This window comes from Mycolicibacterium neoaurum (assembly GCF_036946495.1).
In the GTDB taxonomy this organism is placed as follows: Bacteria; Actinomycetota; Actinomycetes; order Mycobacteriales; family Mycobacteriaceae; genus Mycobacterium; species Mycobacterium neoaurum_B.
On the sequence record NZ_JAQIIX010000002.1, the window covers coordinates 3,034,361 to 3,060,091 of the forward strand.

Genomic DNA, 25,731 nt, shown 5'->3' on the forward strand with positions numbered 1-25,731 from the left:
GGGATTGGTGAGAATTCTCAGTCGGACCTCGGGCTGTCAGTTCGCTCTGGGGCGCCCGGGTATGAGAAATTTGACGTCATGGCTCGACTGTTCGGCACCGATGGCGTGCGCGGAGTCGCCAATCGTGACCTCACCGCGGAACTGGCGGTGGCGCTCGGTTCGGCGGCCGCGCGGCGGCTCGGCTCGGTATCGACGACGGGCCGCCGGGTAGCGGTCGTGGGACGGGATCCGCGGGCCAGTGGCGAGATGCTCGAGGCCGCGGTCATCGCCGGCCTGACCAGCGAAGGCGTCGACGCGTTGCGGGTCGGCGTTCTGCCCACCCCCGCGGTGGCCTATCTGACCAGTTCCTATGACGCCGACTTCGGCATCATGATCTCCGCGTCGCACAACCCGATGCCAGATAACGGCATCAAGATCTTCGGGCCGGGCGGGCACAAGCTCGACGATGCCGCCGAGGACCGCATCGAAGAACTGGTCCATTCGGGGCCGGGACAGCGGCCGGTCGGCGCCGATATCGGTCGCGTGGTGGACGCCCAGGATGCGCTGGACCGCTACCTGCGCCACGTCGCCAAGGCGGTCACCACACCCCTGGACGGCATCAGGGTGGTCGTCGACTGCGCCAACGGCGCCGGTTACGCCGCCGCTCCGCTGGCCTATCGTGCCGCCGGTGCCGAGGTCATCGCCCTGAGCGCCGAGCCCAACGGTCTCAACATCAACCTCGATTGCGGTTCCACGCACATGGAGGCGCTCGCGGAGGCGGTCGTCGCGCATGGCGCGCACCTCGGTCTGGCGCACGATGGTGACGCCGACCGGTGCCTGGCCGTGGATGCCGACGGTCGCATCATCGACGGGGACGCGATCATGGTGATGCTGGCCCTGGCCATGCAGGAGTCACAGGAGCTTGCGTCCAACACGCTGGTCACGACGGTTATGAGCAATCTGGGCCTGCATGTCGCCATGCGTTCCGCCGGGATCGACGTACGCACGACCGCCGTGGGTGATCGCTACGTCCTCGAAGAGCTGCGGGCCGGTGAGTTCTCGCTCGGCGGTGAACAGTCCGGCCACATCGTGCTGCCCAGTTTCGGCACCACCGGCGACGGGATCGTCACGGGGCTGCGGCTGATGTCCCGAATGGCCCAGACCCGTAGCACGTTGGCGGACTTGACCGCGCCGATGCAGACGATGCCGCAGGTGTTGATCAACGTCGCGGTGCATGACAAGGCGACGGTCGCACAGGCCGCCGCCGTGCAGGAGGCCGTCGCCGAAGCCGAGGCCAAGCTCGGCGATACCGGCCGCATCCTGTTGCGGCCGTCGGGGACCGAGCAGGTCGTGCGGGTGATGGTCGAGGCCGCTGATGCCGATACCGCCCGCCAGCTCGCCGCGCAGGTGGCCGAATCGGTGAGCCGACACACCTAGTCGCGGATTGGATGGAACCGGTGCGGTGTCCGGTGCGTCCTATTCCGTATGGGATACATCGACTCGGCGCGGATGGATGTCACCGCGGTGCTGGGTGTCGCGCAGCGGTATGACAGCGTGGCAGGCCTTCTCGACGATGCCGCCGGCCGCGTGCACACGGTGTTCGGTGCCGCCGGGGCGGGCCGGGCGTACGCCGACTGTGGTGCGCTCGTGCAGCGCGTCGTCACCGAAACCGTGGGCCAGCTTCGGTCTTGGGCGGCGGCGAATCGAGAGGTGGCGTCGAGTCTTCGGATCTCGGCTGCCGATTACGCCGATATCGATGCCCGGGCCGCCCGACGGATCGGGTGAGCGGTGTTGGAGCAGGGGATGCCCGCCGTCGAGGTGCTGACCGAGTATGTGCGGGCGTGCCGCCAGCTCGGGCACGACACTCCTGACCCGGTGGCGCTGCACACCGCCTATACCGCGGAGCGGTCGCTGGACTTCGGCGCGTTGGCCGCCGACTGCCGGACTCTGTCGGCCGCGGCTGCCGCTGCCGAGGAGGCGCTGACCGAACAGGAGGGCGCGCGGAACGTGCTGCTTGCGCAATGGCACGGTGTCGGCGGTGGTGTCGCCGCCGACTTCTTGCGCCGGCATGCCGACACGTCGTCCGTGGCGGTCGACAATCTGCGGTGCGCGGCAACGGTATTGAGAGATCTCGCCGACCGGCTGCGGCTACTGGTCGAGGAGAAGGTCGGCGCCACCACCGATATCGAGGCACGTGGTGTACGCGAGGTGTGGCTGAGTGCGGCGCGGACGGTGACCACCGGCGCCGGGGATCTCTCGACGGCCAGCGAACTGGTGGATCAGCAGGTGGCACCGTTCGTCGCCACCGATATCGCCGGTGACTGGGTCACGTCGATGCGTTCGACCGAGCAGTCCGTCCGGGACGCTTACCGCGCGGCCGCGGATGCGGTGGGCCCTGCCGTCATATTCACCGGCCCCGGCAGGCCGGTGCTGCCGGAGCAATTGATGGCAGAAAGGTCTGTTGTGCAACCAGTTTCGTATGCACCGCCGACGACGGTGCCCGCTGGGCACTCGGCCGAGCAGATGACGACGCCCATGCCGTCGGCTGGTCCGGCCGCTATGCCGTCACCGGTGGCACAGCCCGTGGCATCACCGGAAATGCCTACCGCCGCACAGGTGCCGCCGAGCGGCGGATTGGGTGCCATGCCGTCACCGGCCGGGGGATTGTCCGGTCTGTCGGGTCTGGGCCAGCCATTCGCGGACATGCTGGGTGGATTACTCGGATCGAACACGCCCGGTCTGTCGCCAGACGCTCTCGGGCTGGATGATTCGTTCGACGCGAGGGATGGCGCTGCGGATGGGGACGTGGGGCGCGACGAGGAGGACATTGACCCCAAGGAGGAGGCCGACGACGAGGAGGCCGACGACGAGCAGCGCGAAGATGGTGAGGACGAGCTACCCGAAGATGATGAGGCCGCAGCGCAAGAGCCCGAGGCCGTGACGGTCGAAGACGCGCCACTCGGTGCCGCCGAGGCAGTACCGGTTGCTACCCCGGTACCCGAGGCGCTACCCGAGCCGCCGGTTGATCCCGCTCCACAGGCTGCACCACCGCCGGCCACCCCGTGTGAGATCGCTGCCGATGCACTCCCGCAGGCAGGGCCCTGAGCCATCCGTCGGGATGCCCGCCGATGGACCCGCGAACAGACTCATGTTCCCCCTAGAACCGTGATTCCAGGGGGAACATGAGTCTGCTCGTGGGGCGGAAAGGTCAGCGGGGAGATCCGGCGCCGCTGCGGCGCGGCCGACCCCGGCGTGCCCCGGCGTTCGCCGCGGGGGAGCCGGAACCGCCGGATCCACTGTGCCGTGCGGGCTTACGCCGACGGTTCGATTGTCCGGCAGGACGCGCGGCGGGTTGCTCGGGTACGTCCAGCACGATCGGGCCGCTGAACGTGCGCTCACCCGGGGCGATCTCCTGCAGCACCGGATGCTCGGCACCGCGGAACTTGGTCACGGTGGCCTTCACGCCCGCCTTGCGGGTGAGCACCTTGACGTCGGAGACCTGGCTGTCCAGCATCAGGGTCACCACGGTGCCCTCGCTGCCCGCGCGCGCGGTCCGGCCGGACCGGTGCAGGTAGGCCTTGTGCTCGACCGGCGGATCGGCGTGCACCACCAGGTTCACGTCGTCGACGTGGATGCCACGGGCGGCGATATCGGTGGCGACCAGCACGGTCGCCGAACCGTCGGAGAAGGCGCCGAGGTTGCGGGTGCGCGCATTCTGGGACAGGTTGCCGTGCAACTCGACCGCCGGTACGCCGCGCGAATTGAGCTTTCGGGCAAGGCCTTTGGCGCCGTACTTGGTGCGGGCGAACACGATGGTCCGGCCGGGTGATGCGGCGAGGTCGGCCAGCACCTCGAAGCGGGCGTCATGCTCGACGTGCAGCACGTGATGCACCATCGCCGAGACGGGCGACTGCTCGGAGTCCACGCTGTGCACGACCGGGTCATGCAGGTACCGCTGGACCAGCACGTCGATGCCGTTGTCCAGGGTGGCCGAGAACAGCAGGCGTTGGCCGTCCCGGGGTGTGCGGTCGAGCAGGCGCTTGACCGGCGGCAGGAAGCCGAGATCGGCCATGTGGTCGGCCTCGTCGAGCACGGTGATCTCCACGCCCGACAGGTCGGCGTGGCCGGACTTGACGTGATCCTCGAGCCGGCCGGGGCAGGCGATGACGATATCGACACCGTCGCGCAGCTTTTGGATCTGCGGCTGGGCGCCGACGCCGCCGAAGATGGTCACCGACTTCAATCCGGTGGCCTTGGCCAGCGGGGCCAGTGACGCGTCGATCTGACTGACCAGTTCGCGGGTCGGGGCGAGGATCAGGGCGCGGAACCGGCCCGGACGGCGGGGCTGCGGCGCGGCGGCAAGTCGTCCGACCACGGGCAGCAGGAACGCGTAGGTCTTACCCGATCCGGTCTTGCCGCGGCCGAGAACATCGCGGCCGGCCAGGGAGTCGGGCAGCGTCGCAGCCTGAATGGGGAAGGGAGACTCGATACCGCTGGCAGCGAGTGTGGAAACAACGGCCTCGGGCAGCCCGAGGTCGGCAAAGGTGGGCACGTAAAAGCTCCAGATAGATAGAGTGCGGTCGTCCTGCCCGGCGCGGGTGATCCCGCGGCGCTCGGTGTGACGATCGGCCATGGCGTAGAAATCGCCTTGGCGAAGCGGCAAAAGGCAGAACAGACGATGCCGCTGGGCACCACCCTACCCAATGAGGCATGCGCACCCCAATTATGAGGCGCGCATCACCCTCGTCAGAGATCGCTGGTGAGGGTGATCAGCTCCTCGGTGAAGCGGTGCGCCTCGGCGCCGTCGAGGGCGAGCGGGTGCACCAGCATGGTGGTCACCCCGGCCTCCTTGTATGCGGCCAGGCGTTCCTTGACGTATCCGCGCGGACCGACCAGCGAGACGTTGCGGACCAGATCATCGGGGACCGCCGCGATCGCCTCTTCCTTCTTGCCCGCCAGGAACAGGTCCTGGACCTGGTCGGCGACCTCACCGAATCCGTAACGGGTGGCCAGCTTGTGGTAGAAGTTCTGCCCCTTGGCGCCCATACCGCCGATGTAGAGCGCCAACTGCGGTTTCGCCCACGCCAACCGGTCCTCGACATCCTCGCCGATGGCGAGGCTTGCGCTGACCATGATGTCCAGCGCGCCGAGTGCGGGATCACGTTTGGCGTAGCCGGCCCGAAGTGCGTCGCCCCACACGTCGTCGGCCTTCTCCGGGTAGTAGAAGATCGGTTGCCAACCGTTGGCGATCTCGGCCGTCAACTCGACGTTCTTCGGGCCGAGTGCCGCAATGGCGATCGGGATGTCCTCGCGCACAGGGTGATTGATCAGCCGCAGTGGTTTGCCCAGCCCGGTGCCGCGGTCGGCGGGCAGCGGGATCTGGTAGTGCTTGCCGTCATAGGTGACCTTCTCGCGACGCCACACCTGCCGGCAGATGTCGACCACCTCGCGGGTGCGCCCCAACGGCGCGTCGAAGGGCAGACCATGAAAGCCCTCCATCACCTGTGGCCCGGAGGTACCGATACCGAGTTGGAAGCGACCGTCGGAGACGTAATCGAGTCCGGCGGCGGTCATCGCCAGCAGGGTCGGGGTGCGCACATAGATCGGCACCACACCGGTGCCGAGTTCGATCGTCGAGGTCTTGGCCGCGAGATAGCCGAGCTGACTGATCGCATCGAAGGAGTAGGCCTCGGGGACCAGCGCGATGTCGACGCCGACCTTCTCCAGTTGGACGACCTGCTCGGCGGCCTCTTTGAAACCACCGGCGTAGCTGAGGAAGATGCCTGTGCGCATGCGTGCGTTTATATCACCAACCAGTTGGTTGGACGTCCGTTGGTGGGACGCTGCGGGCGTCAGCCCTTCAGCAGCGCAACGACCTTGTCTTCGAGAGTCGGCTGCTCGGCGTCGGGATCCAGTGCCACCGTCTTGGGCAGCGTCACCTCGGGATCGGCGAAGTCGCGGTAGGTCTTATCTCCGGCCAGGACGAAGAGCAGATAACCGGTCAGCAGCGCCCGCACCGCCTTCTGGGTGCCCTTGTCGGCGCCGGGCAGGCCCACCGCCTTGGCCAACCGCCTGCCCTCCACGAGGCCGCCGGACTCGCCCTTGCTGACGACCCGCAGTGTCGATGATGTCCAGGCCTGCGCCAGCGCGTCCGCATTGGAGCGGATGGAGCTGGAATCCGAGGAGGCCCGCAGGATCAGCCCCGGCAGCGCCAACCCGGCCGCCGGTTGCTCGGCCGGGGGGCTGCTGACCGCAGGAAACAGCGCAGCCGCGGTCTTCAGTCGCGATCCCATGCCGGCAGCGGCGAAAACGGCGGCCGAGCCGCCGAAACCGTGCCCGACGACTCCGAGCTTGCTCGGGTGCACGCTGATCTTGCCGGGACCCAGCCGCACCCCGGCGATGATGTCCAGCGTGGTGCCCAGATCGACGGCGAGGTTCAGCACCGACGGCGCGAAGGTCTTCTCGGTGTCGGGGGCTGCCGCGACGATCCCCCACGAGGCCAGATGCTCCAACGTGCCCGCATAGCGGTCGCTACCGGTCAGCCAGTCGTGGCCGAAGGCGATGCCCGGCAGATTGAACCCCGATTCGGGGGTGTAGACCACGCCGGGCTGGCCGGCGAATGCCAGGTCCCCCCGCAGCACACGGTGCGGTCCGCGCCGGGTCAGAGCTGCGAAGAGCTTCTTCGTCTTGGCCACGCATAGACCCTAGTCGACGCGCGTGGCGGGGCGGAGGATCGGCACTGGACTACCCTGGGACGCTATGTGTGGAATCGTCGGCTACGTCGGACGGCGCCCTGCCTGCGAGATCGTGGTCGAGGCGTTGCGCCGGATGGAGTACCGCGGATACGACTCGTCGGGTGTGGCCTTGCTCGACGGCTCCGGTGGACTGACCGTGGAACGTAAGGCCGGCCGGCTGGCCAATCTGGAAGACGCGCTCGGCGAGGCCGGTGATGGCGCGCTCGTCGGCAGCACCGGGATGGGGCACACCCGGTGGGCCACTCACGGGCGTCCGACCGATCGCAATGCCCACCCGCACCGCGACAGCAGCGGCAAATTCGCCGTGGTGCACAACGGCATCATCGAGAACTTCGCCGGGCTGCGCGCCGAGCTGGAAGCCGTCGGGGTCGAGTTCGCCAGCGACACCGATTCCGAGGTCGCGGTGCACCTGGTGGCTCAGGCCTACCGCGCCGGCGATACCGCCGGAGACTTCGTGGCCTCGGTGCTCGCGGTGCTGCGCCGCCTGGAAGGCCACTTCACCCTCGTGTTCGCCTTCGCCGACGAGCCGGGGACCATCGTCGCGGCGCGGCGCTCGACCCCGCTGGTGGTCGGTGTCGGCGACGGAGAGATGTTCATCGGATCCGATGTCGCCGCGTTCATCGAGCACACCCGCGAGGCCGTCGAGCTCGGGCAGGACCAGGCCGTGGTGATCACCGCCGACGGCTACCGGGTCACCGACTTCGCCGGTGAGGACGCCCCTGCCCGGCGTTTCCATGTCGACTGGGACCTCAGCGCCGCCGAAAAGGGCGGTTACGAGTACTTCATGCTCAAGGAGATCGCCGAGCAGCCGACCGCGGTCGCCGAGACGCTGCTCGGGCACTTCGAGGGCGGTCGCATCGTGCTCGACGAGCAGCGCCTCTCCGATCAGGAGCTGCGCGAGGTCGACAAGGTCTTCATCGTCGCGTGCGGTACGGCCTATCACTCGGGGCTGCTGGCCAAGTACGCCATCGAGCACTGGACGCGGCTTCCGGTCGAGGTGGAACTCGCCAGCGAATTCCGCTATCGCGACCCGGTTCTCGATCGCAGCACGCTGGTGATCGCCATATCGCAGTCCGGCGAGACCGCCGACACCCTCGAGGCGGTGCGGCATGCCAAGGAACAGAAGGCCAAGGTGCTGGCCATCTGCAACACCAACGGCAGCCAGATTCCGCGGGAGGCCGATGCGGTGCTCTACACCCGGGCCGGACCGGAGGTCGGGGTGGCGTCCACCAAGACCTTCCTGGCGCAGGTGACGGCCAATTATCTTGTCGGCCTTGCCCTTGCGCAGGCCCGTGGCACCAAGTACGCCGACGAGGTCGCCCGCGAGTATCACGACCTGGAGGCCATGGCCGCTCAGGTCGAACGGGTGCTGGGATGCATGGATCCGGTCACCGAGTTGGCCCACAAGTTCGCCAACTCCTCGGCGGTGCTGTTCCTGGGCCGCCATGTCGGCTATCCGGTGGCGCTGGAGGGTGCGCTCAAGCTCAAAGAACTCGCCTACATGCACGCCGAGGGTTTCGCGGCCGGTGAGCTCAAGCACGGGCCGATCGCGCTCATCGAGGACGACCTGCCGGTCATCATCGTGATGCCATCGCCGAAGAGCGCGGCAACGCTGCACGCCAAATTGCTCAGCAACATCCGGGAGATCCAGGCCCGCGGTGCGGTCACGATCGTCATCGCCGAGGAGGGTGATGACACGGTGGCCCCGTACGCCGATCACCTAGTCGAGATCCCGGCGGTATCGACGCTGTTCCAGCCGTTGTTGTCGACGATCCCGATGCAGGTGTTCGCCGCGGGTGTCGCGCAGGCGCGTGGTTATGACGTTGACAAGCCGCGCAACCTCGCCAAGTCGGTCACCGTCGAGTAGCTGCTGTGGGAGTCGGGCATTGGCGCAGTGATGCGGCGCGTGCCCACTTTGCGGCCGTCTATGCCACCGCGTTGGCGCGGCTTCCGGATGCCGACCGGATGTGGGATGTGGACACGGCATTCGGCACCGTGCGGGTGTATCGGTTCGAGGGCGGGACAGGCCGGCCGGTGGTGTTGCTGCCCGGCCGTAATGCCTCGACCCCGATGTGGGCCGACAATCTGCCCGGCCTGCTCACTCATCGACCGGCCTATTGCATCGACCTGCTCGGTGAGCCGGGAATGTCGGTGCAGCGCAAGCCGATCACCGGACCCGATGACCAGGCGCGCTGGCTGGACGATGTGCTGACCGGTATCGGGGAGGAGTCGGTCCACCTGCTGGGGGTGTCCTTCGGTGGGTGGAGCGCGATGAACTACGCGCTGCGTCGACCGCAGAAGGTGGCATCGCTTGTGCTGGTCGACCCGGTGCTGACCTTCGCGCCGATCCCACTTCGGACCATGCTGGCGTTCCTTCCGATGGGGTTGCCGGGTGTCCCGGATAGGGTGCGGCGCCGCATCCTTCGGTGGATATCGGGGGGAGCAGAGGTCGACGAATCCGATCCCGTGCTGATGCTCATCGACGCGGGTACCGCAGATTTCGTTCTGCAACAGCCGGCGCCGACCAGGTTCACGACGGGGCAGTTGCGCGCACTGCGGGTTCCCGTGCTGGCGATCATCGCGGGGCGCAGTGTGATTCATGATGCGGCTCGCGCGGCCGCTACGGCCTGCTCCGTGTTGTCCGCGGGTCAGGTCGAGGTCTGGCCGCGGGCATCACACGCGGTGACCGGTGAGTGCCCCGATGAGATCGCGGCGCGGACTCGCGCGTTCTGGGCAGGTGTCGACCGGTAGCTCAGCCGGCTCGGCGTGCGCGGTCACTCGGCGGTACACCGTACTGGCGTCGGAAGGCACGATTGAATGTTCCCGGGTCGGTGAAACCACTGGCCCGGCAGGCGTGACTCACCGACGCGCCTCGGGTGATCAGGCTGTTCGCGTGCTCCAGTCGGTGGCGTCGGATCTCACTCGCGGGCGATCGGCCGTCTTCGGCGAGCAGCTGCTGAACCGAACGCAGCGAGAGATGGAACTGCGCGGCCAATCTGGCGGCGGTGAAATCCGGGTCGTGGAAGTGCGTTCGGATGTACGCCAGCAGCCGGGTTCGCAGTTCGGACCGTGTCGGGGCGAGATCGTGGTGATCTCGCGAATGGGTTGTCGCCGCGATACGTTCGGTTGCGTCGATGAAGGTCAGTAGCCGAGCCCCGCTGGTGCCCAGAGGTTTTGCCGACCATGTCACCGGGATGGGTTGACCCGCACGGGTGATGAACCACTCGTGTGCGGTGACACTCGGCGAGCCGCAGCCGTCCAGGATCGGGCAGGCGTGCGACGGGTAGCGCGATCCGTCGGGATGCCATTCGTGCAGAGTGTCGTGGCTGGGCGCGCCGATCACGTTATCGACGGATCGGTAGCCCAACATGGTCAGCGCGGCCTGATTCGCCAGGGCCACCGCACCGTCCGACCCGATGACCCACAGCGGGGTCGGGGCCACATCGATGACCGCTGATAGCGTGCCGGCATCGAGGGCAGTCTCGTTCACCACATCCCACCTGGCTTCCACTAGTGGCGTCGACTGTAGGGGGCCGTCGTTTCGGGTGTGTTTCACCGGACGTTACGTTGCGGTTAAACGACATCCGCCGCTTCTCCGCTTCGCAAAATGCCGGGTTCGCTTCGCCTTCTGCCATGGGCAGCGGGGTGGCGAATCGGTGTTATGGAGACCTCGACATCCATCTAGCAAGGAGCGGAAAGTATGGCATTCGATGGTGCCTCGCCCGTCATCGCCGAAATCGAACAACGACGTTCCGAAACCGGGATCGGCTGGCAGAAAATCGCCGACCATATCGACCGCCCGCTGGTGTGGACGGTGGCGGCCCTGCTCGACAGCCACCCGATGCCCGCCGAGGAAGCCGCCCGGGTCGGAGAGCTACTCGGTCTCAGCGCCGAAACCGTTGCCGCGCTTCGACGTCAGCCCTACCGAACCGCCGACCCCGCACTGCTCACCGATCCGACCATCTACCGGTTCGTCGAGTTGATCAACGTGTATGGCCCGACGTTCAAGGCGCTCATCCATGAAGAATTCGGCGACGGCATCATGAGCGCCATCAATTGCAATGTGACCTTCGCGCGTCGGTCCGATCCAGACGGTGACCGGGTTGTCCTGACGATCGACGGCAAATTCCTGCCGTACCACTGGTAGGGAGGAGACCGGATATGTCGTACGTCAAACCAGCCGAACTTGCGACCCGCATCATCGACGCCGGCGAGTCGAAGGTGTTCATGTCGACTCGAGACACCCTGATACGTGCCTACATGGCGGGTGCCATCCTGGCACTCGCGGCAGCTTTTGCGATCACCATCTCGACGAAGACGGGGGAGCCGCTACTCGGTGCGGTGCTGTTCCCGGTCGGCTTCTGCATGTTGCACCTGCTCGGATTTGATCTGTTGACAGCGGTTTTCACCTTGGTGCCGCTGGCATGGCTGGACAAGCGGCCGGGCGTGACACTGCGGCCGATGCTGCGCAACTGGGGTCTGGTGTTCCTCGGGAATCTTCTCGGGGCGCTGACGGTCGCGGTGTTCATGGCGGTGTACTTCACCTACGGGTTCAGCGTGGCACCCGATGCTGTCGGGCAGGCGATCGGTGAGATCGGCGCGGGCCGAACGGTCGGCTACGCCGATCACGGCGCCGCAGGCATGCTGACGTTGTTCCTGCGCGGCGTGATGTGCAACTGGATGGTGTCGATGGGTGTCGTGGGTGCCATGATGTCGGACAGCCTGCCCGGCAAGGTGATCGCCATGTGGATGCCGATCATGGTGTTCTTCTACCTCGGTTTCGAGCACTCCATCGTCAACATGTTCCTGTTCCCGTCGGGGTTGATGCTGGGTGGGGAATTCACCATCGTGGATTACCTTGTGTGGAACGAGATCCCGACGGTACTGGGCAACCTCGTCGGCGGACTGGCCTTCGTCGGATTGGTCATCTATGCCACGCACGGTAAGACCGGACCGCTGCGTCCGCGGCCGAACGAGCTCGTCTCGGTCGACGCCGTCGCAGGCCCCAACCGGGTGTGATTGCCGCCGGACTCGCGGGCCGGTCTACAACCCCGACCGATCATCGCCGCAGCCACCGGGGTCACACCGATCGCGAGGAGCTGTATCGCTGTAATTCTGGCTGCCGCCGTGAGGCCTTCGGTGCCCACTGCCGACACCGCAAAGATTGCGGCGGCCGGCCGGCTACCCGGGCATCATCGGCCGCACGCTGATGGGTCGGACATGATTCTGTTGTCAGAGGTGCGGAGTAACCTCGGAGACATGATCGAACACCAGTTCGACAAACCGGGAATGGTGGTGGCTGACCACCTCGATGCCGCGCGCGATCAGCTGCGCACCGAACGGGTCGCCGTGGCGGCCAAGATTCTGGCGGCGGGCCGGTTCGCGCTGGCGCGGATGGCTGAGCTGGGCCACGCCTTCGAGGACATGATCGTCGATGACTGGGAACTGGCTGCTTCCGAACTGGGCGCCGAGCTAGGGATCAGTCGGGGTCGGGCCTGCACGCTGATCACCCAGGGCCGCGACCTGATCGTTCGGCTCCCGGCATTGGCCGACGTGTTCGCTCAGGGGGCGGTGGATCTGCGGGTGTTGCGGGTCATCCTCCATCGCGTCGCGTTGATCGTGGACCCCGACGTCATGTCGGTCATAGACACCCAGCTCGCCGAACAAGCAACCTCGTGGAACGCCCTGTCCGATGAACGGATCGGTGACTTGGTCGACTGGATGGTGGTCGATGTGGACCCCGAGGCGGTCCGTCGGGCCCGAGAGGCGCGGCGCGGTCGGCGTATCACGGTGGAGCCCGTCGGGGACGGCATGGTCGAGATCTACGGCCGCGTCGATGCCGCCAAGGGCGCGGTTTTCGATCAGGGGTTGGACGCGCTGGCCCGCACCACGTGCCCAGCGGACCCGCGCACCTTCCAAGAGCGGCGCGCAGATTCGGTGGACGCCCTGACAGCCGGTGCGAAAAGCATCCCGTGCCTGTGCGGACGTCCGGAATGCCCAGCGGCCGACAATGAGGTCGCCAAGGGACACTTCGTGATTCACCTGCTGGGCGAACGGGACTCCGTTATCGAAGCGCACACCGGACATGCTGACGAACCCTCTGATGACGAGCAGCGCACCGACACCATCCCCGACGCCCGGGACGGTGACAATGCAGACCGCGATACCCTGGACCCGGCTAAAGCAATCCAGCCGGCGCGACCGACCCGGCCCGCGCTGATCCCCGGATACGGTGTGATCGCAGGCGAAGCTCTGGCCGACCTGATCCCGCAGGCCACAATCCGGCCCGTCCCCGCGGCGACCGATCTGGGCACCGAGAACAGCTATCACCCATCGCGGGGGCTGGCCGATTTCGTCGGCTGCCGCGACCTGACCTGCCGGTGGCCGGGCTGCACCATGGCGGTGGCACGCTGCGATATCGACCACACCACACCCTGGCCCTACGGGCCCACCCACCCGTCGAACACCAAGCTGTATTGCCGAATCCACCATCTGATCAAGACATTCCACTGCGGACCCGGCGGCTGGAACGACCACCAACACCCCGACGGCACCCTCACCCTCACCGCCCCCAACGGCCGGGTGTACACCACCAAGCCCGAGGGTGGGTTGTTCTTTCCGCAGTTCACCGTGGCCACCGCCGAACTCGGCGCCATCGACATGCCACCACCGAACCCGCACCGAGAACGGGCCGCCCCCAAGCGATCCCGCACCCGAACCCAGAACCGGGCCTACCGAATAGCCCACGAGCGTGCGCTCAACCGCGCGGCCATCGCGGCCGATCCGCCGCCCTTCTGACCCGCAGCGCCGGGGGAGTCACACCCGGATGACGCTGGGGCCGAGCGCCTCGTAGCGATGTGCGTCCTGCGCCGACAGTTCGGTGCCGGTGATGATCGTCTGAAAATCGGCGATATCGGCGAATCGGCAGAAGTGCGATTCACCGAACTTGGAGTGCGCCGCCACCAACACGCGCCGGCTGGAAACCTGGACCGCTGTCTTCTTCACCGCTGCCACTGCCGGATCCGGTGTGGTGATGCCGTGCTCGGTGGAAATTCCGTTGGTGCCCATATAGGCCACATCGATGACCAGGCCACGCAACCGCTCCAATGCCCATTCGTCGACACAGGCCAGCGTCCGCCCGCGCATCCGGCCACCCAGTAACAGCACCGTCACCGTCTCGCTGTGCGCCAGCGCCTCCGCCGCCAGCAGCGACGCCGTCACCACCGTGAGTTGCTGGTCGGCGAGCAGCTGTGCAATCAACCGCGGGGTGAAACCCTCGTCGACATAGACGGTTTCGGCGCCGTGCAACTGTTCGACGGCCGCACCCGCGATCCGATGCTTCTGCGCCAGATCGACCTGGCTGCGGAACTCGACACCGGATTCGAAGGCCGCGGTCTCCAACGGCACGGCGCCGCCGTGCACCCGCTTGAGCAGCCGCCGACCCGCGAGCACCTTCAGGTCGCGCCGGATGGTCTCCGTCGCGACCTGAAGTTCTGCAGCCAAGGCCGGCACCTCGACCCGCCCGCGGCTACGAGCGAACTCGACGATCTGACGCTGGCGAGTGTCCGAATCCACGGTGGACATTCTCCACCGACAACTAGTCGCCGGCTGTCAGCACGGCGCGGATCTCCTCGGCACTGGTCGCGGCACGCAGCCGGGCAACCTGCTCCTTGTCCAGGAACACATGCGCGATCTTGGTCAGCAATGTCATATGGTCGTTGCCCGCCCCCGCGATACCGACCACGAACTCCGCGGGCTTTCCGTTCCAATCGATCGGCTCGGCGTATCGCACGAAGGAGATCCCGGTCTTGCGGATCGCGGTCTTGGCGTCGTTGGTCCCGTGCGGGATGGCCAGGCCGTTGCCCATATAGGTCGAGACCGACTTTTCCCGCTCGTGCATGGCGGTCACGTAGCCGGGCTCGACCGCACCGGCGGTCACCAGCAGCCCGCCGGCCTCGTCGATGGCCGCCGACGCCGTGTCGCCCGTGCCGCTCAGCACGATCGAGGACAGCGGCAGCACATCGTCACCGGGAGAATCGGATGCGGGCGCGCCAGCCTCCTCGACGGGGGACGCCCCGGCGTCGCCGTTGGTCTTTCGCAGCAACTCGACGATCTCGTCGTAGGCGGGGGTGCTCATGAAGTCCTCCACCGAGACATGCACCGCAGAACCGGTTCGCTGCTTGGCCCGGTCGGTCAGATCGCGATGAGTGACGACCAGTCCGTAGCTGTCGGTGAGGTTGGCGATGGATTGATTGGTCACCTTCACATCACCGAACCCGGCGGCGTTGACCTTCTTGCGCAACACCGAGGCGCCCATCGCCGAGGAACCCATCCCCGCATCGCAGGCGAAGACGATGTTCTGGATGCGCCCGCCACCGGTCAACATGCCGGACACGCTGGACTTCTTGCCCTTCATCGACTCCATGGATGCGGTGGCCGCGGTGAGATCGCCGTCGTCGGTGGCCTTGTCCGTCTTCAGCAGGAACGCCGCCACGACGAAGGACACCGCGGCAGCACCCAGCACCGACAGGGTGACACCGAGGAAACTCCCACTGGCGGTCTGGGCGTAGATCGCGATGATCGACCCGGGTGCGGCCGGGGCGCGCAGACCGGAACCGAACAGCACGTTGATGAACACGCCGGTCATGCCGCCGAGGATGGTGGCGATGATCAGCTTGGGCTTCATCAGTACGTACGGGAAGTAGATCTCGTGGATACCGCCGAAGAACTGGATGATTGCCGCCCCGGGCGCCGATGCGCGGGCCGCGCCCTTACCGAAGAACATGAACGCCAACAGCAATCCCAGCCCCGGGCCCGGATTGGCCTCGAGCAGGAACAGGATCGATTTGCCGGTCTCCAGCGCCTGAGTGGTACCCAATGGGGTCAGGACGCCGTGGTTGATGGCGTTGTTGAGGAACAGCACCTTGGCCGGTTCGATGAGGATCGAGGTCAGCGGCAGCAGGTTGTTGTTGACCAGGAAGTCCACGGCACTGCCGGCACCGCGGGTGAAACCGGAGACGATCGGTCCGATCCCGAAGAACCCGAAGATGGCCAGCAGCATGCCCAGGATGCCCGCGGAGAAGTTGTCCACCAGCATCTCGAAGCCGGGTCGGATTCTGCCTTCCCACAGTGCGTCCAGCTTCTTCATGCACCAGCCGCCCAGCGGGCCCATGATCATCGCGCCCATGAACATCGGCACGTCCGCCCCGGCGACGACGCCCATGGTCGCGATGGCGCCGACCACCGCGCCGCGGTTGCCGTGCACCATCCGGCCGCCGGTGAACCCGATCAGCAACGGCAGCAGGTAGGTGATCATCGGGCCGACGATCCCCGCGCCCTCATAGCTGCCCCAGCCGCCGATCTTGGCGACCCAGCCATCGGGATCCTGCAGGCCGGTGAAGATGGCCTGCAGCCAGCCCTGCTCGATGAACAGCGCCGTGATCAGGCCCCAGGCGATGAACGCGCCGATATTGGGCATGACCATGTTGGACAGGGCGGTGCCGAGTTTCTGCACGCGTACCCGCGCTCCGGTCCGCGGGGTGGGGGACCCATCCACTGGTGCGTTGGCGAGGGACATCCGATGACCTCCGGTTCACTGCAGTTCCGAACCGGACGCTTCGGTGACGCCGGTCACATGCATATCTAGTAATACGCATACCCGGGCAGCAATGCAAGAGATTCGGGCAAAAACGGGCGAAAAAATCTGTGGTTTTATGACCGAATTGCGGTTAGGCTCCCAATCAACAGATCGCTGCGAAGGTCGACAACCGAAAGGACCGCGCATGTTAGCCCTGCGTTTCTATGCCCCCGAGGACGTTCGCCTGGAAGACGTGCCGGAGCCCGAATGCGGTCCTGATGAGGTGAAGCTGCGGGTGCGCAACTGCTCCACCTGCGGCACCGACGTCAAGATCTTCCACAACGGGCACCAGAACCTCACCCCACCGCGCACCATCGGTCACGAGATCGCGGGCGAGATCGTCGAGGTCGGCGCCGACGTCAACGCGACCTACGGCAGCGAATGGGCGGTCGGCGACCGCGTTCAGGTGATCGCCGCGGTGCCGTGCGGGGAATGCCACGAGTGTCGCAAGGGCTGGATGGCCGTCTGCCAGAATCAGACGTCGATGGGCTACCAGTACGACGGCGGTTTCGCCGAATACATGATCGTGCCCCGACAGGTTCTCAAAGTCGATGGGCTGAACAAGATTCCGGACAACGTCGGATTCGACGAGGCCTCGGCGGCCGAGCCCTTCGCCTGCGCCATCAACGCCCAGGAACTGCTCGGCATCGAAGAGGGTGACACGGTCGTGGTCTTCGGCGCGGGGCCGATCGGATGCATGCACATCCGTATCGCGCGCGGCGTACACAAGTGCGGCCCGATCTACCTCGTCGACGTCAACGATGCCCGACTGAAGATGTCCGCCGATGCGGTCAACCCGGACGGTGTCATCAACGCCGCCGAGGTCGACGTCGTCGAGAAGGTCATGGAGCTCACCGGCGGTCGCGGCGCCGATATCGTGATCACCGCGACGGCCGCCAACATCGCACAGGAGCAGGCCATCGCGATGGCCGCCCGCAACGGCCGGATCTCCTTCTTCGGCGGACTGCCCAAGACCGACCCCACCATCACCTGCGACTCGAACGTCGTGCACTACCGCCAGTTGCACATCCACGGCGCCAACGGTTCGGCTCCCGAGCACAACAAGCGCGCCCTGCAGTACATCTCCACCGGACAGGTGCCGGTCAAGGATCTGATCACCCGGCACATCCCGCTGCAGAACGTGCTGGACGCCTTCGACATCGTCAAGAACGGCGAAGCCATCAAGGTGACGGTCGAACCGTCCTGATCGATCGGTCGGGTCAGCCGCCCACCGCGATGATGTAACCGGCGATGCCCGCAACGCAGGCACCGCAGCACAGGAACAGGGTGCCCAGGGCGAACGGCCATGCCCTGCTGCGCCGCACCAATCTGACGATGGTGAGCACGGTGCCTGCCACCCACAACACGCCGGCGGTGATGAACCCCGCGAACATCGCGCTGACCCCCGCGTCGATATGGCAAGTGGCCGGCGGGCAGTAGTCGGTGAACGCCATGAAGAAGATCCCGAAGAACGCGGCCACCGCGCCGCCTCCGACGGCCAACAACAGGGCCGTGATCGAGATCGCGATATCGATGCCCGACACCGGAGGTTTCTGCGGCGGGTACCCGTACGGGTAGGTCATGACGCACGATCGTATGGCCTGACCACCCCTGGTGGCGGTGAACGCGTAACGTGTTGGCGCGCGGGCACGAGAGGGGACGGCAGCCGATGCGGAACTACTACACCGCGGATGCGATCCGGGCGGCCGAGGAGCCGCTGCTCGCCTCGCAACCCGAGGGAACCCTGATGCGACGGGCCGCTTACGGTCTGGCGGGCGTCATCGCAGCCGAGTTGCGCCGCCGTACCGGCGGCATCGCCGGGCGCACAGTCTGTGCCGTCGTCGGTTCCGGTGACAACGGCGGTGATGCGCTGTGGGCGGCGACCTTCCTGCGGCGTCGCGGAGTCCACGCCGTGGCCGTGCTGCTCGCGCCCGATCGTACCCACGGTCGGGCGCTCGCCGCCTTCCGCAGGGCCGGTGGCCGCATCGACGAGACCATCCCGGCGACAACAGATCTGGTCATCGACGGGGTGGTCGGAATATCCGGTCGGGGCGCGCTGCGTCCCGATGCCGTGGCGGTCTTCGCGGCCACCGGCGCACCCGTCGTCGCCGTCGATCTGCCCAGCGGTATCGACGTGCACACCGGCGCGGCAGAGGGCGCGCACGTGACGGCCGCGGTCACCGTCACCTTCGGCGGCCTCAAACCCGTTCACGCACTCGCCGATTGCGGCCGGGTCGAGCTCGTCGACATCGGTCTGGACCTACCGACCTCGGACATCATCGGACTCGACGCCGCCGATATCGCGGACTGCTGGCCGGTTCCGGGCCCGCACGATGACAAATACAGCCAAGGCGTGACCGGGGTGATGGCCGGTTCGGCGACCTATCCTGGCGCGGCGATCCTGTGCACGGGAGCGGCTGTCGCGGCCACCTCCGGAATGGTGCGCTATGCGGGAACCGCTGCCGCAGAGGTGGTCTCGCACTGGCCCGAGGTCATCGCGACGTCCGATCGAGAGTCTGCGGGCCGGGTGCAGGCCTGGGTGGTGGGCCCGGGCCTGGGCACCGACGACTCGGCTTCCGAGGCGCTGCGCTGGGCGCTGCAGACCGACCTCCCGGTGCTGGTCGACGCCGACGCACTCACCCTGCTGGCCGGCTCGCCGGATCTGGTGACCGGCCGGCGCGCGCCCACGGTGCTCACCCCGCACGCCGGTGAGTTCGCCCGGCTGGCCGGTGGACCGCCTGGTGCCGACCGGGTGGCGGCCGCCCGCGGCCTGGCCGACCGTCTCGGTGCCACCGTCCTGCTCAAGGGCAATGTGACGGTCATCGCCGAGCCCGGCTCGAAGGCGGTCTACCTCAACCCCGCGGGGCAATCGTGGGCTGCCACGGCCGGTTCCGGCGACGTGCTGTCCGGCGTGATCGGCGCACTGCTGGCCGCAGGAGTGCCTGTCGGCCTGGCCGCCGCGGCCGGCGCATTCGTTCACGCCCGCGCGGCCCGTGCCGCCGCCGAAGACCCAGGACCTGCGCCGGCACCGACATCAGCCGCGGCGATTCTGGCCCATCTGCGTGCCGCGTTGGGCTGCGTCCTCTAGAAAGGACACATGCCCAACGTCTCCCGTCATTCCTCGCTGAGCCCCGCCTACACCGGACGGCTGTCGACCAGCCCGATCCCGGCCCTGCGGTTGCCGGACGAGTCGATGGAGCCCGAGCAGACCTATCGCTTCATCCACGACGAGCTCATGCTCGATGGCAGTTCGCGGTTGAACCTCGCGACCTTCGTCACCACATGGATGGACCCCGAAGCCGACCAGTTGATGTCGGAGACGTTCGACAAGAACATGATCGACAAGGACGAGTACCCGGTCACCGCGGCCATCGAGCAGCGCTGCGTGTGCATGGTTGCCGACCTGTTCCACGCCGAAGATCTGCGCGACGACGATCCGTCGACCGCCGTCGGGGTCTCGACGGTCGGCTCGAGCGAGGCGGTCATGTTGGCCGGCCTGGCGATGAAATGGCGGTGGCGCGCCAAGATCGGCGGAGCCGAGGGCGACGGGTGGAAGGGACGCACCCCGAACCTGGTGATGGGCTCCAACGTCCAGGTGGTCTGGGAGAAGTTCTGCCGCTACTTCGACGTCGAGGCCCGGTATCTGCCGATGGCCGACGGACGCTACGTCATCACCCCCGAACAGGTACTCGACGCCGTGGACGAGGACACCATCGGCGTGGTGGGCATCCTCGGCACCACCTACACCGGCGAGTTGGAGCCCATCGGCGAGATCTGCGCCGCCCTCGACGGCCTGGCCAAGGACAAGGGACTCGACATCCCGGTCCACGTCGACGCGGCCAGTGGCGGTTTCGTCGTCCCGTTCCTGCACCCGGACGTGGTGTGGGATTTCCGGTTGCCCCGCGTGGTGTCGATCAACGTCAGCGGCCACAAGTACGGGCTGACCTACCCGGGCATCGGTTTCGTGGTCTGGCGCAACAAGGAATACCTGCCTGAGGAGCTGGTCTTCCGGGTCAACTACCTCGGCGGCGACATGCCGACATTCACGCTGAACTTCTCTCGCCCTGGCAACCAGGTGGTCGGCCAGTACTACAACTTCCTGCGGCTGGGCCGGGAGGGCTATCTGCAGGTGATGCGCTGCCTGTCCGAGACCGCGCAATGGCTGGCCAGGGAACTCGCCGGCATGACGGCGGAGCACAAGCCGTTGTTCGACGTCATCACCGACGGGTCGGCCATCCCGGTCGTCGCGTTCAAGCTGGCCACCGAGACCCCCTACACGGTGTTCGACATCTCGGCGATGCTGCGCAGCTACGGCTGGCAGGTCCCGGCCTACACCATGCCCGACGACGCCACCGACGTCGCGGTCCTGCGGATCGTCGTGCGTGAGGGGTTCTCGGCGAACCTGGCCCGCGCACTGCGCGACGACCTGGTCGAGGTGCTGGAGAAACTGTCCAAAGTCGGTATCGGCGGCTTCGCCGACGAGGAGCATTTCGCCCACTGATCCGGCGTTTGGGACAATCGGAGCAGTGATCACCACCGAGAACGTCCCGCGCGCGATCGTCGACCTCGACGCCATCGCCCACAACGTGACCGAACTGCGCGAACACGCCGGTTCGGCCGCGGTCATGGCCGTGGTCAAGGCGGACGGATACGGCCACGGCGCGGTGCGGGTCGCGCAGGCGGCGCTCGTCGCGGGCGCCGCCGAGCTCGGCGTGGCGACCGTCGCCGAAGCCGCCGCGCTGCGGGCCGCCGGCGTGACCGCGCCGCTGCTGGCCTGGTTGCACGCACCGGACACCGATTTCGCCCCCGCGGTGCGGACCGGCGTGCAGCTGGCGGTGTCGTCGGCCGCCGAGCTCTCCGCTGTGCTCGACGCGGTCCGGCGCACCGGCGACAGCGCCACGGTCACGGTGAAGGCCGACACCGGGCTCAGCCGCAACGGCGTGGCGCCCGCCGAATTCGACTCGGTGCTGGCGGCCCTGGCCACCGCCCGCGCCGAGGGCTCAGTGCGGATACGGGGCCTGATGTCGCACCTGGCGCACGGGGACACCCCCGAGCACCCGTTCAACAGCATCCAGGGCGAGCGGCTGCGTGAGCTCGCGGCCAGAGCCCGGCGGCACGGCATCCATTTCGACGCGCTGCACCTGGCCAACTCGCCTGCCGCGCTGACCCGTCCCGACCTGGCCTTCGACATGGTGCGCCCGGGAATAGCGGTGTATGGACAGACCCCGATCCCCGAGCGTGGCGCGATGGGACTGCGACCGGCGATGACAGTGGTCTGCCCGGTGACCAAGATCCGTTCCCTGCGCGCCGGCGACGGCGTCTCCTACGGTCACACCTGGGTCGCCGACCGCGACACCACGGTGGCGCTGATCCCGGCCGGCTACGCCGATGGGGTTTTCCGGTCCTTGAGCAACCGGCTGCACGTGGCGATCAACGGACGTCGGTATCCCGCCGTGGGCCGGATCTGCATGGATCAGTTCGTGGTGGACCTCGGTCCCGGCGGGGCCGGGGTGAACGTCGGGGACTCGGCGATCCTGTTCGGTCCCGGGGAGCGCGGCGAACCGACCGCGCAGGACTGGGCAGATCTGTTGGGGACCATCAACTACGAGGTGGTGACCAGTCCGCGTGGGCGCATCGTACGCAGCTACACCGGCGGCGGTCCGGAGGGCGCCCCATGAGCGGGCTGGCACGCTGGCTCGCCGGGGCGGCGGGGCTGACCGCGGTCGGATCGCTGGCCGGAGTCACCGTCGCGCGGTCGCTGACCCGCCGGGTCAGTGCCGACGATCCCTATGCGGGTGAGGATTTCACCCTGATGTACGCCGATCGCAGCGTCGTGGTGACCACCGCCGACGGGGTTCCGTTGGCGGTGCGCGAATGCGGGCCGCCCGATGCGCCGCTGACCGTGGTGTTCGCGCACGGCTTCTGCCTGCGGATGGGCGCCTTTCACTTCCAGCGTGATCGACTGGCGCGGCAGTGGGGTGACCAGGTCCGGATGGTGTTCTACGACCAGCGCGGACACGGTCTGTCCGGAGATGCCTCCCCGGACACCTTCACCGTGCCGCAACTGGGCCAGGACCTGGAATCGGTATTGGCCGTCCTGGCGCCCAAGGGGCCGGTGGTGTTGGTCGGACACTCCATGGGCGGCATGACGGTGTTGTCGCACGCTCGTCAGTATCCGGAGCGCTATCGCACACGCATCGTCGGCGCCGCGCTGATCTCTTCTGCGGCAGAGGGGGTTTCGCGATCACCATTGGGTGAGATCCTGCGCAATCCGGCACTGGAGGCGGCCCGGTTCAGCGTCCGTTACGCGCCGGGGCTGTTGCATCGGGGGCGCGGGGTGGTGCGCTCGGTGATCGCACCGATCCTGCGTGCGGCGTCCTATGGACGCGAGGACATCAGCCCCTCGGTGGTGGCGTTCAGCGAGGCCATGATGCACGACACCGCGGTGCACACCCTGGTGGGTTTCCTGCACGCCCTGGAGGTGCACGACGAAGCCGAGGCCTTGCCGGTACTGGCGAAGATTCCGACCCTGATCGCCTGCGGCGACCGGGATCTGTTGACACCGCTGGAGTATTCGCAGGAGATGGCGGCGCAGTTGCCGAAGTCCGAGCTCGTCGTGGTCGAAGGCGCCGGACATCTCGTGCAGCTGGAACAGCCCGACATCATCGACGATGCCCTGGTGCGGCTGGTCGAGCGGGCCACTCCGTCGAAGCTGGTGGCCCTGACCCGACGGCTGCGGGATCGGGCTCGTCATGGCTGAGCGCACCGGCGGAACCGCGACACTTCCCACTGCCGAGGACACCGTGGCGCTGGGGGCAGCGCTCGGTGCGGATCTACGGGCCGGTGACGTGGTGGTGCTTTCCGGGCCGCTCGGCGCCGGAAAGACGATGCTGACCAAGGGAATTGCCCGCGGCATGGACGTCGAGGGCCCGGTGACCTCACCCACCTACGTGTTGGCCCGGGTGCACCCGCCGCGACGTGCCGGGGCGCCCGCGCTGGTCCACGTCGACATCTACCGGCTGCTCGACCACGGCGGGGATCTGCTCGCCGAACTCGACTCGCTGGACCTGGACACCGATCTCGACGACGCCGTGGTCGTCGTCGAGTGGGGTGAGGGACTGGCCGAGCGACTCTCCGACCATCATCTCGACATCCGGCTCGACCGCGATGCCGACTCCGAGGAACGCACGGTGACCTGGCAGTGGAGCACATCATGAGCCCTCGTCGCTTCGCCCGCCCGAAGGACACGACCCTCGTGCTGGCCATCGACACCGCAACCCCCGCGGTCACTGCGGGCATCGTGCGCGTGGCCGACGACATCACCACGCTGGCCGAGCGCACCATAGTCGACCACCGCGCGCACGCCGAACGACTGACCCCGAATGTGGTTGCTGCGCTGGCCGACTGCGGTGCGTCGATGGGTGATCTGGACGCCGTGGTGGTCGGGTGTGGGCCGGGTCCCTTCACCGGCCTGCGGGTCGGGATGGCGACCGCGGCGGCCTACGGGCAGGCGCTGGGGATCCCCGTTTTCGGGGTGTGCACGCTGGATGCCATCGGCGGCGCGACCGAAGGCGAGGTCCTCGTCGTCACCGATGCACGCCGCCGCGAGGTGTACTGGGCGCGCTACCTCGACGGGGTGCGCACCGGCGGACCGGAGGTCGGTCCTGCCGCGGACGTGGACACCGCCGGCGTACAGCGCGTGGCCGGATCACCCTCGCATGCTGGGTTGTTCGGTCTGCCGGTGATCGATCCGGAGATTCCGTCGGCCGCGGGACTGGCGTCCGCCGTTGCCGATTGGACCGCGGAGCCGGCACCGCTGATCCCGCTCTATTTGCGTCGACCGGACGCCAAGACGCTGGCCGAACGAGGACTGGCGTGACCGAACCGACCACGGTGAAGATCGACGCGCTGACCAAGGCGGACGCGGTGCGGTGTGCGGAGCTGGAGGCACAGCTGTTCGCCGGTGACGATCCCTGGCCGCCGGCGGCCTTCGTGCACGGTATCGCCGGAAAACACAATCACTACATCGCCGCGCGCGAGGACGGCAGACTGGTCGGCTACGCCGGCATCTCCCGGTTGGGCCGCATCCCGCCCTATGAGTACGAGGTGCACACCATCGGTGTCGATCCGGACTGTCAGGGCCGCGGTATCGGCCGCGCGCTGCTGGCCGATCTGCTCGACTTCGCCAAGAAGGGCGAAGTGTTCCTGGAGGTCCGCACCGACAACGAAGCGGCCATCAACCTCTACAGCAGTGTCGGTTTCGTGACGGTCGGTTTGCGTAAGAGGTACTACAAGGTCAGCGGCGCCGATGCCTACACCATGAAACGGGACGCGACATGATCATCCTGGCCATCGAAAGCTCATGCGACGAAACCGGAGTCGGGATCGCACGGCTGCAGAACGGCACGGTCACGCTGTTGGCCGATGAGGTCGCCTCCAGCGTCGACGAGCACGCCCGCTACGGCGGAGTGGTCCCCGAGATCGCCTCGCGCGCGCATCTGGAGGCGTTGGGGCCCACCATGAAGCGGGCACTGGAGACCGCAGGGGTGCAGCGCCCGGATGTCGTCGCCGCGACCATCGGCCCCGGCCTGGCCGGCGCACTGCTGGTCGGGGTGGCCGCGGCCAAGGCCTACGCCGCGGCGTGGGAGGTGCCGTTCTACGCCGTCAACCATCTGGGCGGGCACCTGGCCGCCGACGTCTATGACCATGGACCGCTCCCCGAGTGCGTCGGGCTGCTGGTGTCCGGCGGGCACACCGAACTGCTGCACGTGCGCTCGCTGGGCGAACCGATCGTCGAACTCGGCAGTACCGTGGACGATGCGGCGGGGGAGGCCTATGACAAGGTCGCCCGCCTGCTGGGGCTCGGTTATCCCGGCGGCAAGCCGCTCGATGATCTGGCCCGCACGGGCGACCGGCGCGCGATCGTCTTCCCGCGGGGCATGACCGGCCCGCGCGATGACGCCTATTCGTTCAGCTTCTCGGGTCTGAAGACCGCCGTGGCCCGCCATCTCGAGAAGAACCCGGATGCCGCGCCCGCCGATATGGCCGCCGGCTTCCAGGAGGCGGTCGCCGATGTGCTGACCGCCAAGGCGGTGCGGGCCGCCGCCGACCTCGGCGTCTCGACACTGCTGATCGCCGGTGGGGTGGCGGCCAACTCCCGGGTGCGTGAGCTGGCCGAGGAGCGTTGTGCGGCAGCCGGTCTTACGTTGCGAGTGCCCCGACCCCGGTTGTGCACCGACAACGGCGCGATGATCGCCTCCTTCGCCGCGCACCTCATCGCCGCCGGTGCCCCGCCGTCGGGACTGGACGCCGCGAGCAACCCGGGGCTTCCGGTGATCCAGGGGCAGGTGGCGTGAGCCT

The 25,731-nt window shown here is 67.5% G+C and carries 24 protein-coding genes; 17 read left to right on the top strand and 7 right to left on the bottom strand.

Annotated features, from left to right (window positions below; all coding sequences use genetic code 11):
* Nucleotides 1–78 precede the first annotated feature (78 nt).
* From glmM to PGN27_RS20025, 3 genes are read left to right on the top strand one after another with little or no spacing between them, the layout of a single operon-like run.
* Nucleotides 79–1,416, top strand: coding sequence for a phosphoglucosamine mutase (gene glmM / locus PGN27_RS20015; RefSeq protein ID WP_335327672.1), 1,338 nt, complete (start codon nucleotides 79–81; stop codon nucleotides 1,414–1,416).
* 48 nt (nucleotides 1,417–1,464) lie between these two features.
* Nucleotides 1,465–1,764, top strand: coding sequence for a type VII secretion target (locus PGN27_RS20020; RefSeq protein WP_335327673.1), 300 nt, complete (start codon nucleotides 1,465–1,467; stop codon nucleotides 1,762–1,764).
* Nucleotides 1,765–1,782: 18 nt separating this feature from the next.
* Nucleotides 1,783–3,084 carry a hypothetical protein gene (locus PGN27_RS20025; protein ID WP_335327674.1) on the top strand — a complete coding sequence of 434 codons (1,302 nt, stop codon included), beginning with the start codon at nucleotides 1,783–1,785 and terminating at the stop codon, nucleotides 3,082–3,084.
* 103 nt (nucleotides 3,085–3,187) lie between these two features.
* Here PGN27_RS20025 and PGN27_RS20030 read toward each other — a convergent pair whose 3' ends face one another.
* From PGN27_RS20030 to PGN27_RS20040, 3 genes are all read right to left on the bottom strand, one after another.
* Entirely contained in the window at nucleotides 3,188–4,531 is a 1,344-nt protein-coding gene (locus PGN27_RS20030) for a DEAD/DEAH box helicase (RefSeq protein WP_335328794.1), read from the bottom strand.
* 194 nt (nucleotides 4,532–4,725) lie between these two features.
* Complete coding sequence (locus PGN27_RS20035; protein WP_335327675.1) at nucleotides 4,726–5,772, bottom strand: LLM class F420-dependent oxidoreductase; 1,047 nt, start codon at nucleotides 5,770–5,772, stop codon at nucleotides 4,726–4,728.
* 59 nt (nucleotides 5,773–5,831) lie between these two features.
* Nucleotides 5,832–6,674 carry a dienelactone hydrolase family protein gene (locus PGN27_RS20040; RefSeq protein WP_335327676.1) on the bottom strand — a complete coding sequence of 281 codons (843 nt, stop codon included), beginning with the start codon at nucleotides 6,672–6,674 and terminating at the stop codon, nucleotides 5,832–5,834.
* A 64-nt stretch (nucleotides 6,675–6,738) separates the two neighbouring features.
* Here PGN27_RS20040 and glmS point away from each other — a divergent pair, with 64 nt between their 5' ends.
* Together glmS and PGN27_RS20050 are read left to right on the top strand one after the other, a co-directional pair.
* Nucleotides 6,739–8,601, top strand: a complete 1,863-nt coding sequence (gene glmS / locus PGN27_RS20045; protein WP_335327677.1) for a glutamine--fructose-6-phosphate transaminase (isomerizing) — start codon at nucleotides 6,739–6,741, stop codon at nucleotides 8,599–8,601.
* 5 nt (nucleotides 8,602–8,606) lie between these two features.
* On the top strand, nucleotides 8,607–9,485 hold the full coding sequence (locus PGN27_RS20050; protein WP_335327678.1) for an alpha/beta fold hydrolase: 879 nt from the start codon (nucleotides 8,607–8,609) through the stop codon (nucleotides 9,483–9,485).
* 1 nt (nucleotide 9,486) lies between these two features.
* On the opposite strand, the gene PGN27_RS20055 is transcribed toward PGN27_RS20050, so the two are convergent.
* Nucleotides 9,487–10,224, bottom strand: a complete 738-nt coding sequence (locus PGN27_RS20055; protein ID WP_335327679.1) for a helix-turn-helix domain-containing protein — start codon at nucleotides 10,222–10,224, stop codon at nucleotides 9,487–9,489.
* A 210-nt stretch (nucleotides 10,225–10,434) separates the two neighbouring features.
* On the opposite strand from PGN27_RS20055, the gene cynS reads away from it, so the two are divergent.
* The 3 genes from cynS (at nucleotide 10,435) to PGN27_RS20070 (ending at nucleotide 13,532) form a co-directional block, all read left to right on the top strand.
* A complete protein-coding gene (gene cynS / locus PGN27_RS20060) occupies nucleotides 10,435–10,881 on the top strand; it encodes a cyanase (RefSeq protein WP_335327680.1) in 447 nt (148 codons plus the stop codon).
* A gap of 14 nt (nucleotides 10,882–10,895) precedes the next feature.
* Nucleotides 10,896–11,753 (top strand): formate/nitrite transporter family protein, encoded by an 858-nt coding sequence (locus PGN27_RS20065; RefSeq protein WP_030134571.1) that lies wholly within the window; start codon nucleotides 10,896–10,898, stop codon nucleotides 11,751–11,753.
* Between the two features lie 240 nt (nucleotides 11,754–11,993).
* The gene (locus PGN27_RS20070; protein WP_335327681.1) at nucleotides 11,994–13,532 is read left to right on the top strand and encodes an HNH endonuclease signature motif containing protein; all 1,539 of its coding nucleotides are present in this window, start codon (nucleotides 11,994–11,996) and stop codon (nucleotides 13,530–13,532) included.
* 18 nt (nucleotides 13,533–13,550) lie between these two features.
* On the opposite strand, the gene PGN27_RS20075 is transcribed toward PGN27_RS20070, so the two are convergent.
* Both PGN27_RS20075 and PGN27_RS20080 read right to left on the bottom strand, forming a co-directional pair.
* Nucleotides 13,551–14,309 carry a DeoR/GlpR family DNA-binding transcription regulator gene (locus PGN27_RS20075; RefSeq protein WP_335327682.1) on the bottom strand — a complete coding sequence of 253 codons (759 nt, stop codon included), beginning with the start codon at nucleotides 14,307–14,309 and terminating at the stop codon, nucleotides 13,551–13,553.
* Nucleotides 14,310–14,331: 22 nt separating this feature from the next.
* Nucleotides 14,332–16,311: a PTS mannitol transporter subunit IICBA gene (locus PGN27_RS20080; RefSeq protein WP_335327683.1), complete on the bottom strand. Its 1,980-nt coding sequence runs from the start codon at nucleotides 16,309–16,311 to the stop codon at nucleotides 14,332–14,334.
* 205 nt (nucleotides 16,312–16,516) lie between these two features.
* Here PGN27_RS20080 and PGN27_RS20085 point away from each other — a divergent pair, with 205 nt between their 5' ends.
* Complete coding sequence (locus tag PGN27_RS20085; RefSeq protein WP_335327684.1) at nucleotides 16,517–17,578, top strand: zinc-dependent dehydrogenase; 1,062 nt, start codon at nucleotides 16,517–16,519, stop codon at nucleotides 17,576–17,578.
* Between the two features lie 13 nt (nucleotides 17,579–17,591).
* Here PGN27_RS20085 and PGN27_RS20090 read toward each other — a convergent pair whose 3' ends face one another.
* Nucleotides 17,592–17,954: a hypothetical protein gene (locus PGN27_RS20090; protein ID WP_335327685.1), complete on the bottom strand. Its 363-nt coding sequence runs from the start codon at nucleotides 17,952–17,954 to the stop codon at nucleotides 17,592–17,594.
* An 86-nt stretch (nucleotides 17,955–18,040) separates the two neighbouring features.
* On the opposite strand from PGN27_RS20090, the gene PGN27_RS20095 reads away from it, so the two are divergent.
* The 8 genes from PGN27_RS20095 to tsaD are packed head-to-tail and all read left to right on the top strand — an operon-like array spanning nucleotide 18,041 to nucleotide 25,727.
* Nucleotides 18,041–19,459 carry an NAD(P)H-hydrate dehydratase gene (locus PGN27_RS20095; protein WP_335327687.1) on the top strand — a complete coding sequence of 473 codons (1,419 nt, stop codon included), beginning with the start codon at nucleotides 18,041–18,043 and terminating at the stop codon, nucleotides 19,457–19,459.
* A 9-nt stretch (nucleotides 19,460–19,468) separates the two neighbouring features.
* A complete protein-coding gene (locus PGN27_RS20100) occupies nucleotides 19,469–20,872 on the top strand; it encodes a glutamate decarboxylase (protein WP_335327688.1) in 1,404 nt (467 codons plus the stop codon).
* 25 nt (nucleotides 20,873–20,897) lie between these two features.
* Entirely contained in the window at nucleotides 20,898–22,049 is a 1,152-nt protein-coding gene (alr, locus tag PGN27_RS20105) for an alanine racemase (RefSeq protein ID WP_335327689.1), read from the top strand.
* Nucleotides 22,046–23,131: an alpha/beta fold hydrolase gene (locus PGN27_RS20110; protein WP_335327690.1), complete on the top strand. Its 1,086-nt coding sequence runs from the start codon at nucleotides 22,046–22,048 to the stop codon at nucleotides 23,129–23,131. Before alr ends, PGN27_RS20110 begins: the two co-directional genes overlap by 4 nt.
* A complete protein-coding gene (gene tsaE / locus PGN27_RS20115) occupies nucleotides 23,124–23,588 on the top strand; it encodes a tRNA (adenosine(37)-N6)-threonylcarbamoyltransferase complex ATPase subunit type 1 TsaE (protein WP_335327691.1) in 465 nt (154 codons plus the stop codon). Before PGN27_RS20110 ends, tsaE begins: the two co-directional genes overlap by 8 nt.
* Nucleotides 23,585–24,250, top strand: coding sequence for a tRNA (adenosine(37)-N6)-threonylcarbamoyltransferase complex dimerization subunit type 1 TsaB (tsaB, locus tag PGN27_RS20120; RefSeq protein WP_335327692.1), 666 nt, complete (start codon nucleotides 23,585–23,587; stop codon nucleotides 24,248–24,250). The genes tsaE and tsaB overlap by 4 nt, the downstream gene beginning before the upstream one ends.
* Nucleotides 24,247–24,711, top strand: a complete 465-nt coding sequence (gene rimI / locus PGN27_RS20125) for a ribosomal protein S18-alanine N-acetyltransferase (RefSeq protein WP_335327693.1) — start codon at nucleotides 24,247–24,249, stop codon at nucleotides 24,709–24,711. Before tsaB ends, rimI begins: the two co-directional genes overlap by 4 nt.
* Complete coding sequence (gene tsaD, locus PGN27_RS20130; protein ID WP_335327694.1) at nucleotides 24,708–25,727, top strand: tRNA (adenosine(37)-N6)-threonylcarbamoyltransferase complex transferase subunit TsaD; 1,020 nt, start codon at nucleotides 24,708–24,710, stop codon at nucleotides 25,725–25,727. Before rimI ends, tsaD begins: the two co-directional genes overlap by 4 nt.
* Nucleotides 25,728–25,731: the final 4 nt, after the last annotated feature.

What these genes read in the sequence shown, in the direction of transcription:
- glmM (WP_335327672.1), top strand. Translation starts at nt 79, where the DNA reads ATGGCTCGACTGTTCGGCACCGATGGCGTGCGCGGAGTCGCCAATCGT.
- PGN27_RS20020 (WP_335327673.1), top strand. Translation starts at nt 1,465, where the DNA reads ATGGGATACATCGACTCGGCGCGGATGGATGTCACCGCGGTGCTGGGT.
- PGN27_RS20025 (WP_335327674.1), top strand. Translation starts at nt 1,783, where the DNA reads ATGCCCGCCGTCGAGGTGCTGACCGAGTATGTGCGGGCGTGCCGCCAG.
- PGN27_RS20035 (WP_335327675.1), bottom strand. Translation starts at nt 5,772, where the DNA reads ATGCGCACAGGCATCTTCCTCAGCTACGCCGGTGGTTTCAAAGAGGCC.
- glmS (WP_335327677.1), top strand. Translation starts at nt 6,739, where the DNA reads ATGTGTGGAATCGTCGGCTACGTCGGACGGCGCCCTGCCTGCGAGATC.
- cynS (WP_335327680.1), top strand. Translation starts at nt 10,435, where the DNA reads ATGGCATTCGATGGTGCCTCGCCCGTCATCGCCGAAATCGAACAACGA.
- PGN27_RS20065 (WP_030134571.1), top strand. Translation starts at nt 10,896, where the DNA reads ATGTCGTACGTCAAACCAGCCGAACTTGCGACCCGCATCATCGACGCC.
- PGN27_RS20070 (WP_335327681.1), top strand. Translation starts at nt 11,994, where the DNA reads ATGATCGAACACCAGTTCGACAAACCGGGAATGGTGGTGGCTGACCAC.
- PGN27_RS20080 (WP_335327683.1), bottom strand. Translation starts at nt 16,311, where the DNA reads ATGTCCCTCGCCAACGCACCAGTGGATGGGTCCCCCACCCCGCGGACC.
- PGN27_RS20085 (WP_335327684.1), top strand. Translation starts at nt 16,517, where the DNA reads ATGTTAGCCCTGCGTTTCTATGCCCCCGAGGACGTTCGCCTGGAAGAC.
- PGN27_RS20090 (WP_335327685.1), bottom strand. Translation starts at nt 17,954, where the DNA reads ATGACCTACCCGTACGGGTACCCGCCGCAGAAACCTCCGGTGTCGGGC.
- PGN27_RS20095 (WP_335327687.1), top strand. Translation starts at nt 18,041, where the DNA reads ATGCGGAACTACTACACCGCGGATGCGATCCGGGCGGCCGAGGAGCCG.
- PGN27_RS20100 (WP_335327688.1), top strand. Translation starts at nt 19,469, where the DNA reads ATGCCCAACGTCTCCCGTCATTCCTCGCTGAGCCCCGCCTACACCGGA.
- PGN27_RS20110 (WP_335327690.1), top strand. Translation starts at nt 22,046, where the DNA reads ATGAGCGGGCTGGCACGCTGGCTCGCCGGGGCGGCGGGGCTGACCGCG.
- tsaE (WP_335327691.1), top strand. Translation starts at nt 23,124, where the DNA reads ATGGCTGAGCGCACCGGCGGAACCGCGACACTTCCCACTGCCGAGGAC.
- tsaB (WP_335327692.1), top strand. Translation starts at nt 23,585, where the DNA reads ATGAGCCCTCGTCGCTTCGCCCGCCCGAAGGACACGACCCTCGTGCTG.
- tsaD (WP_335327694.1), top strand. Translation starts at nt 24,708, where the DNA reads ATGATCATCCTGGCCATCGAAAGCTCATGCGACGAAACCGGAGTCGGG.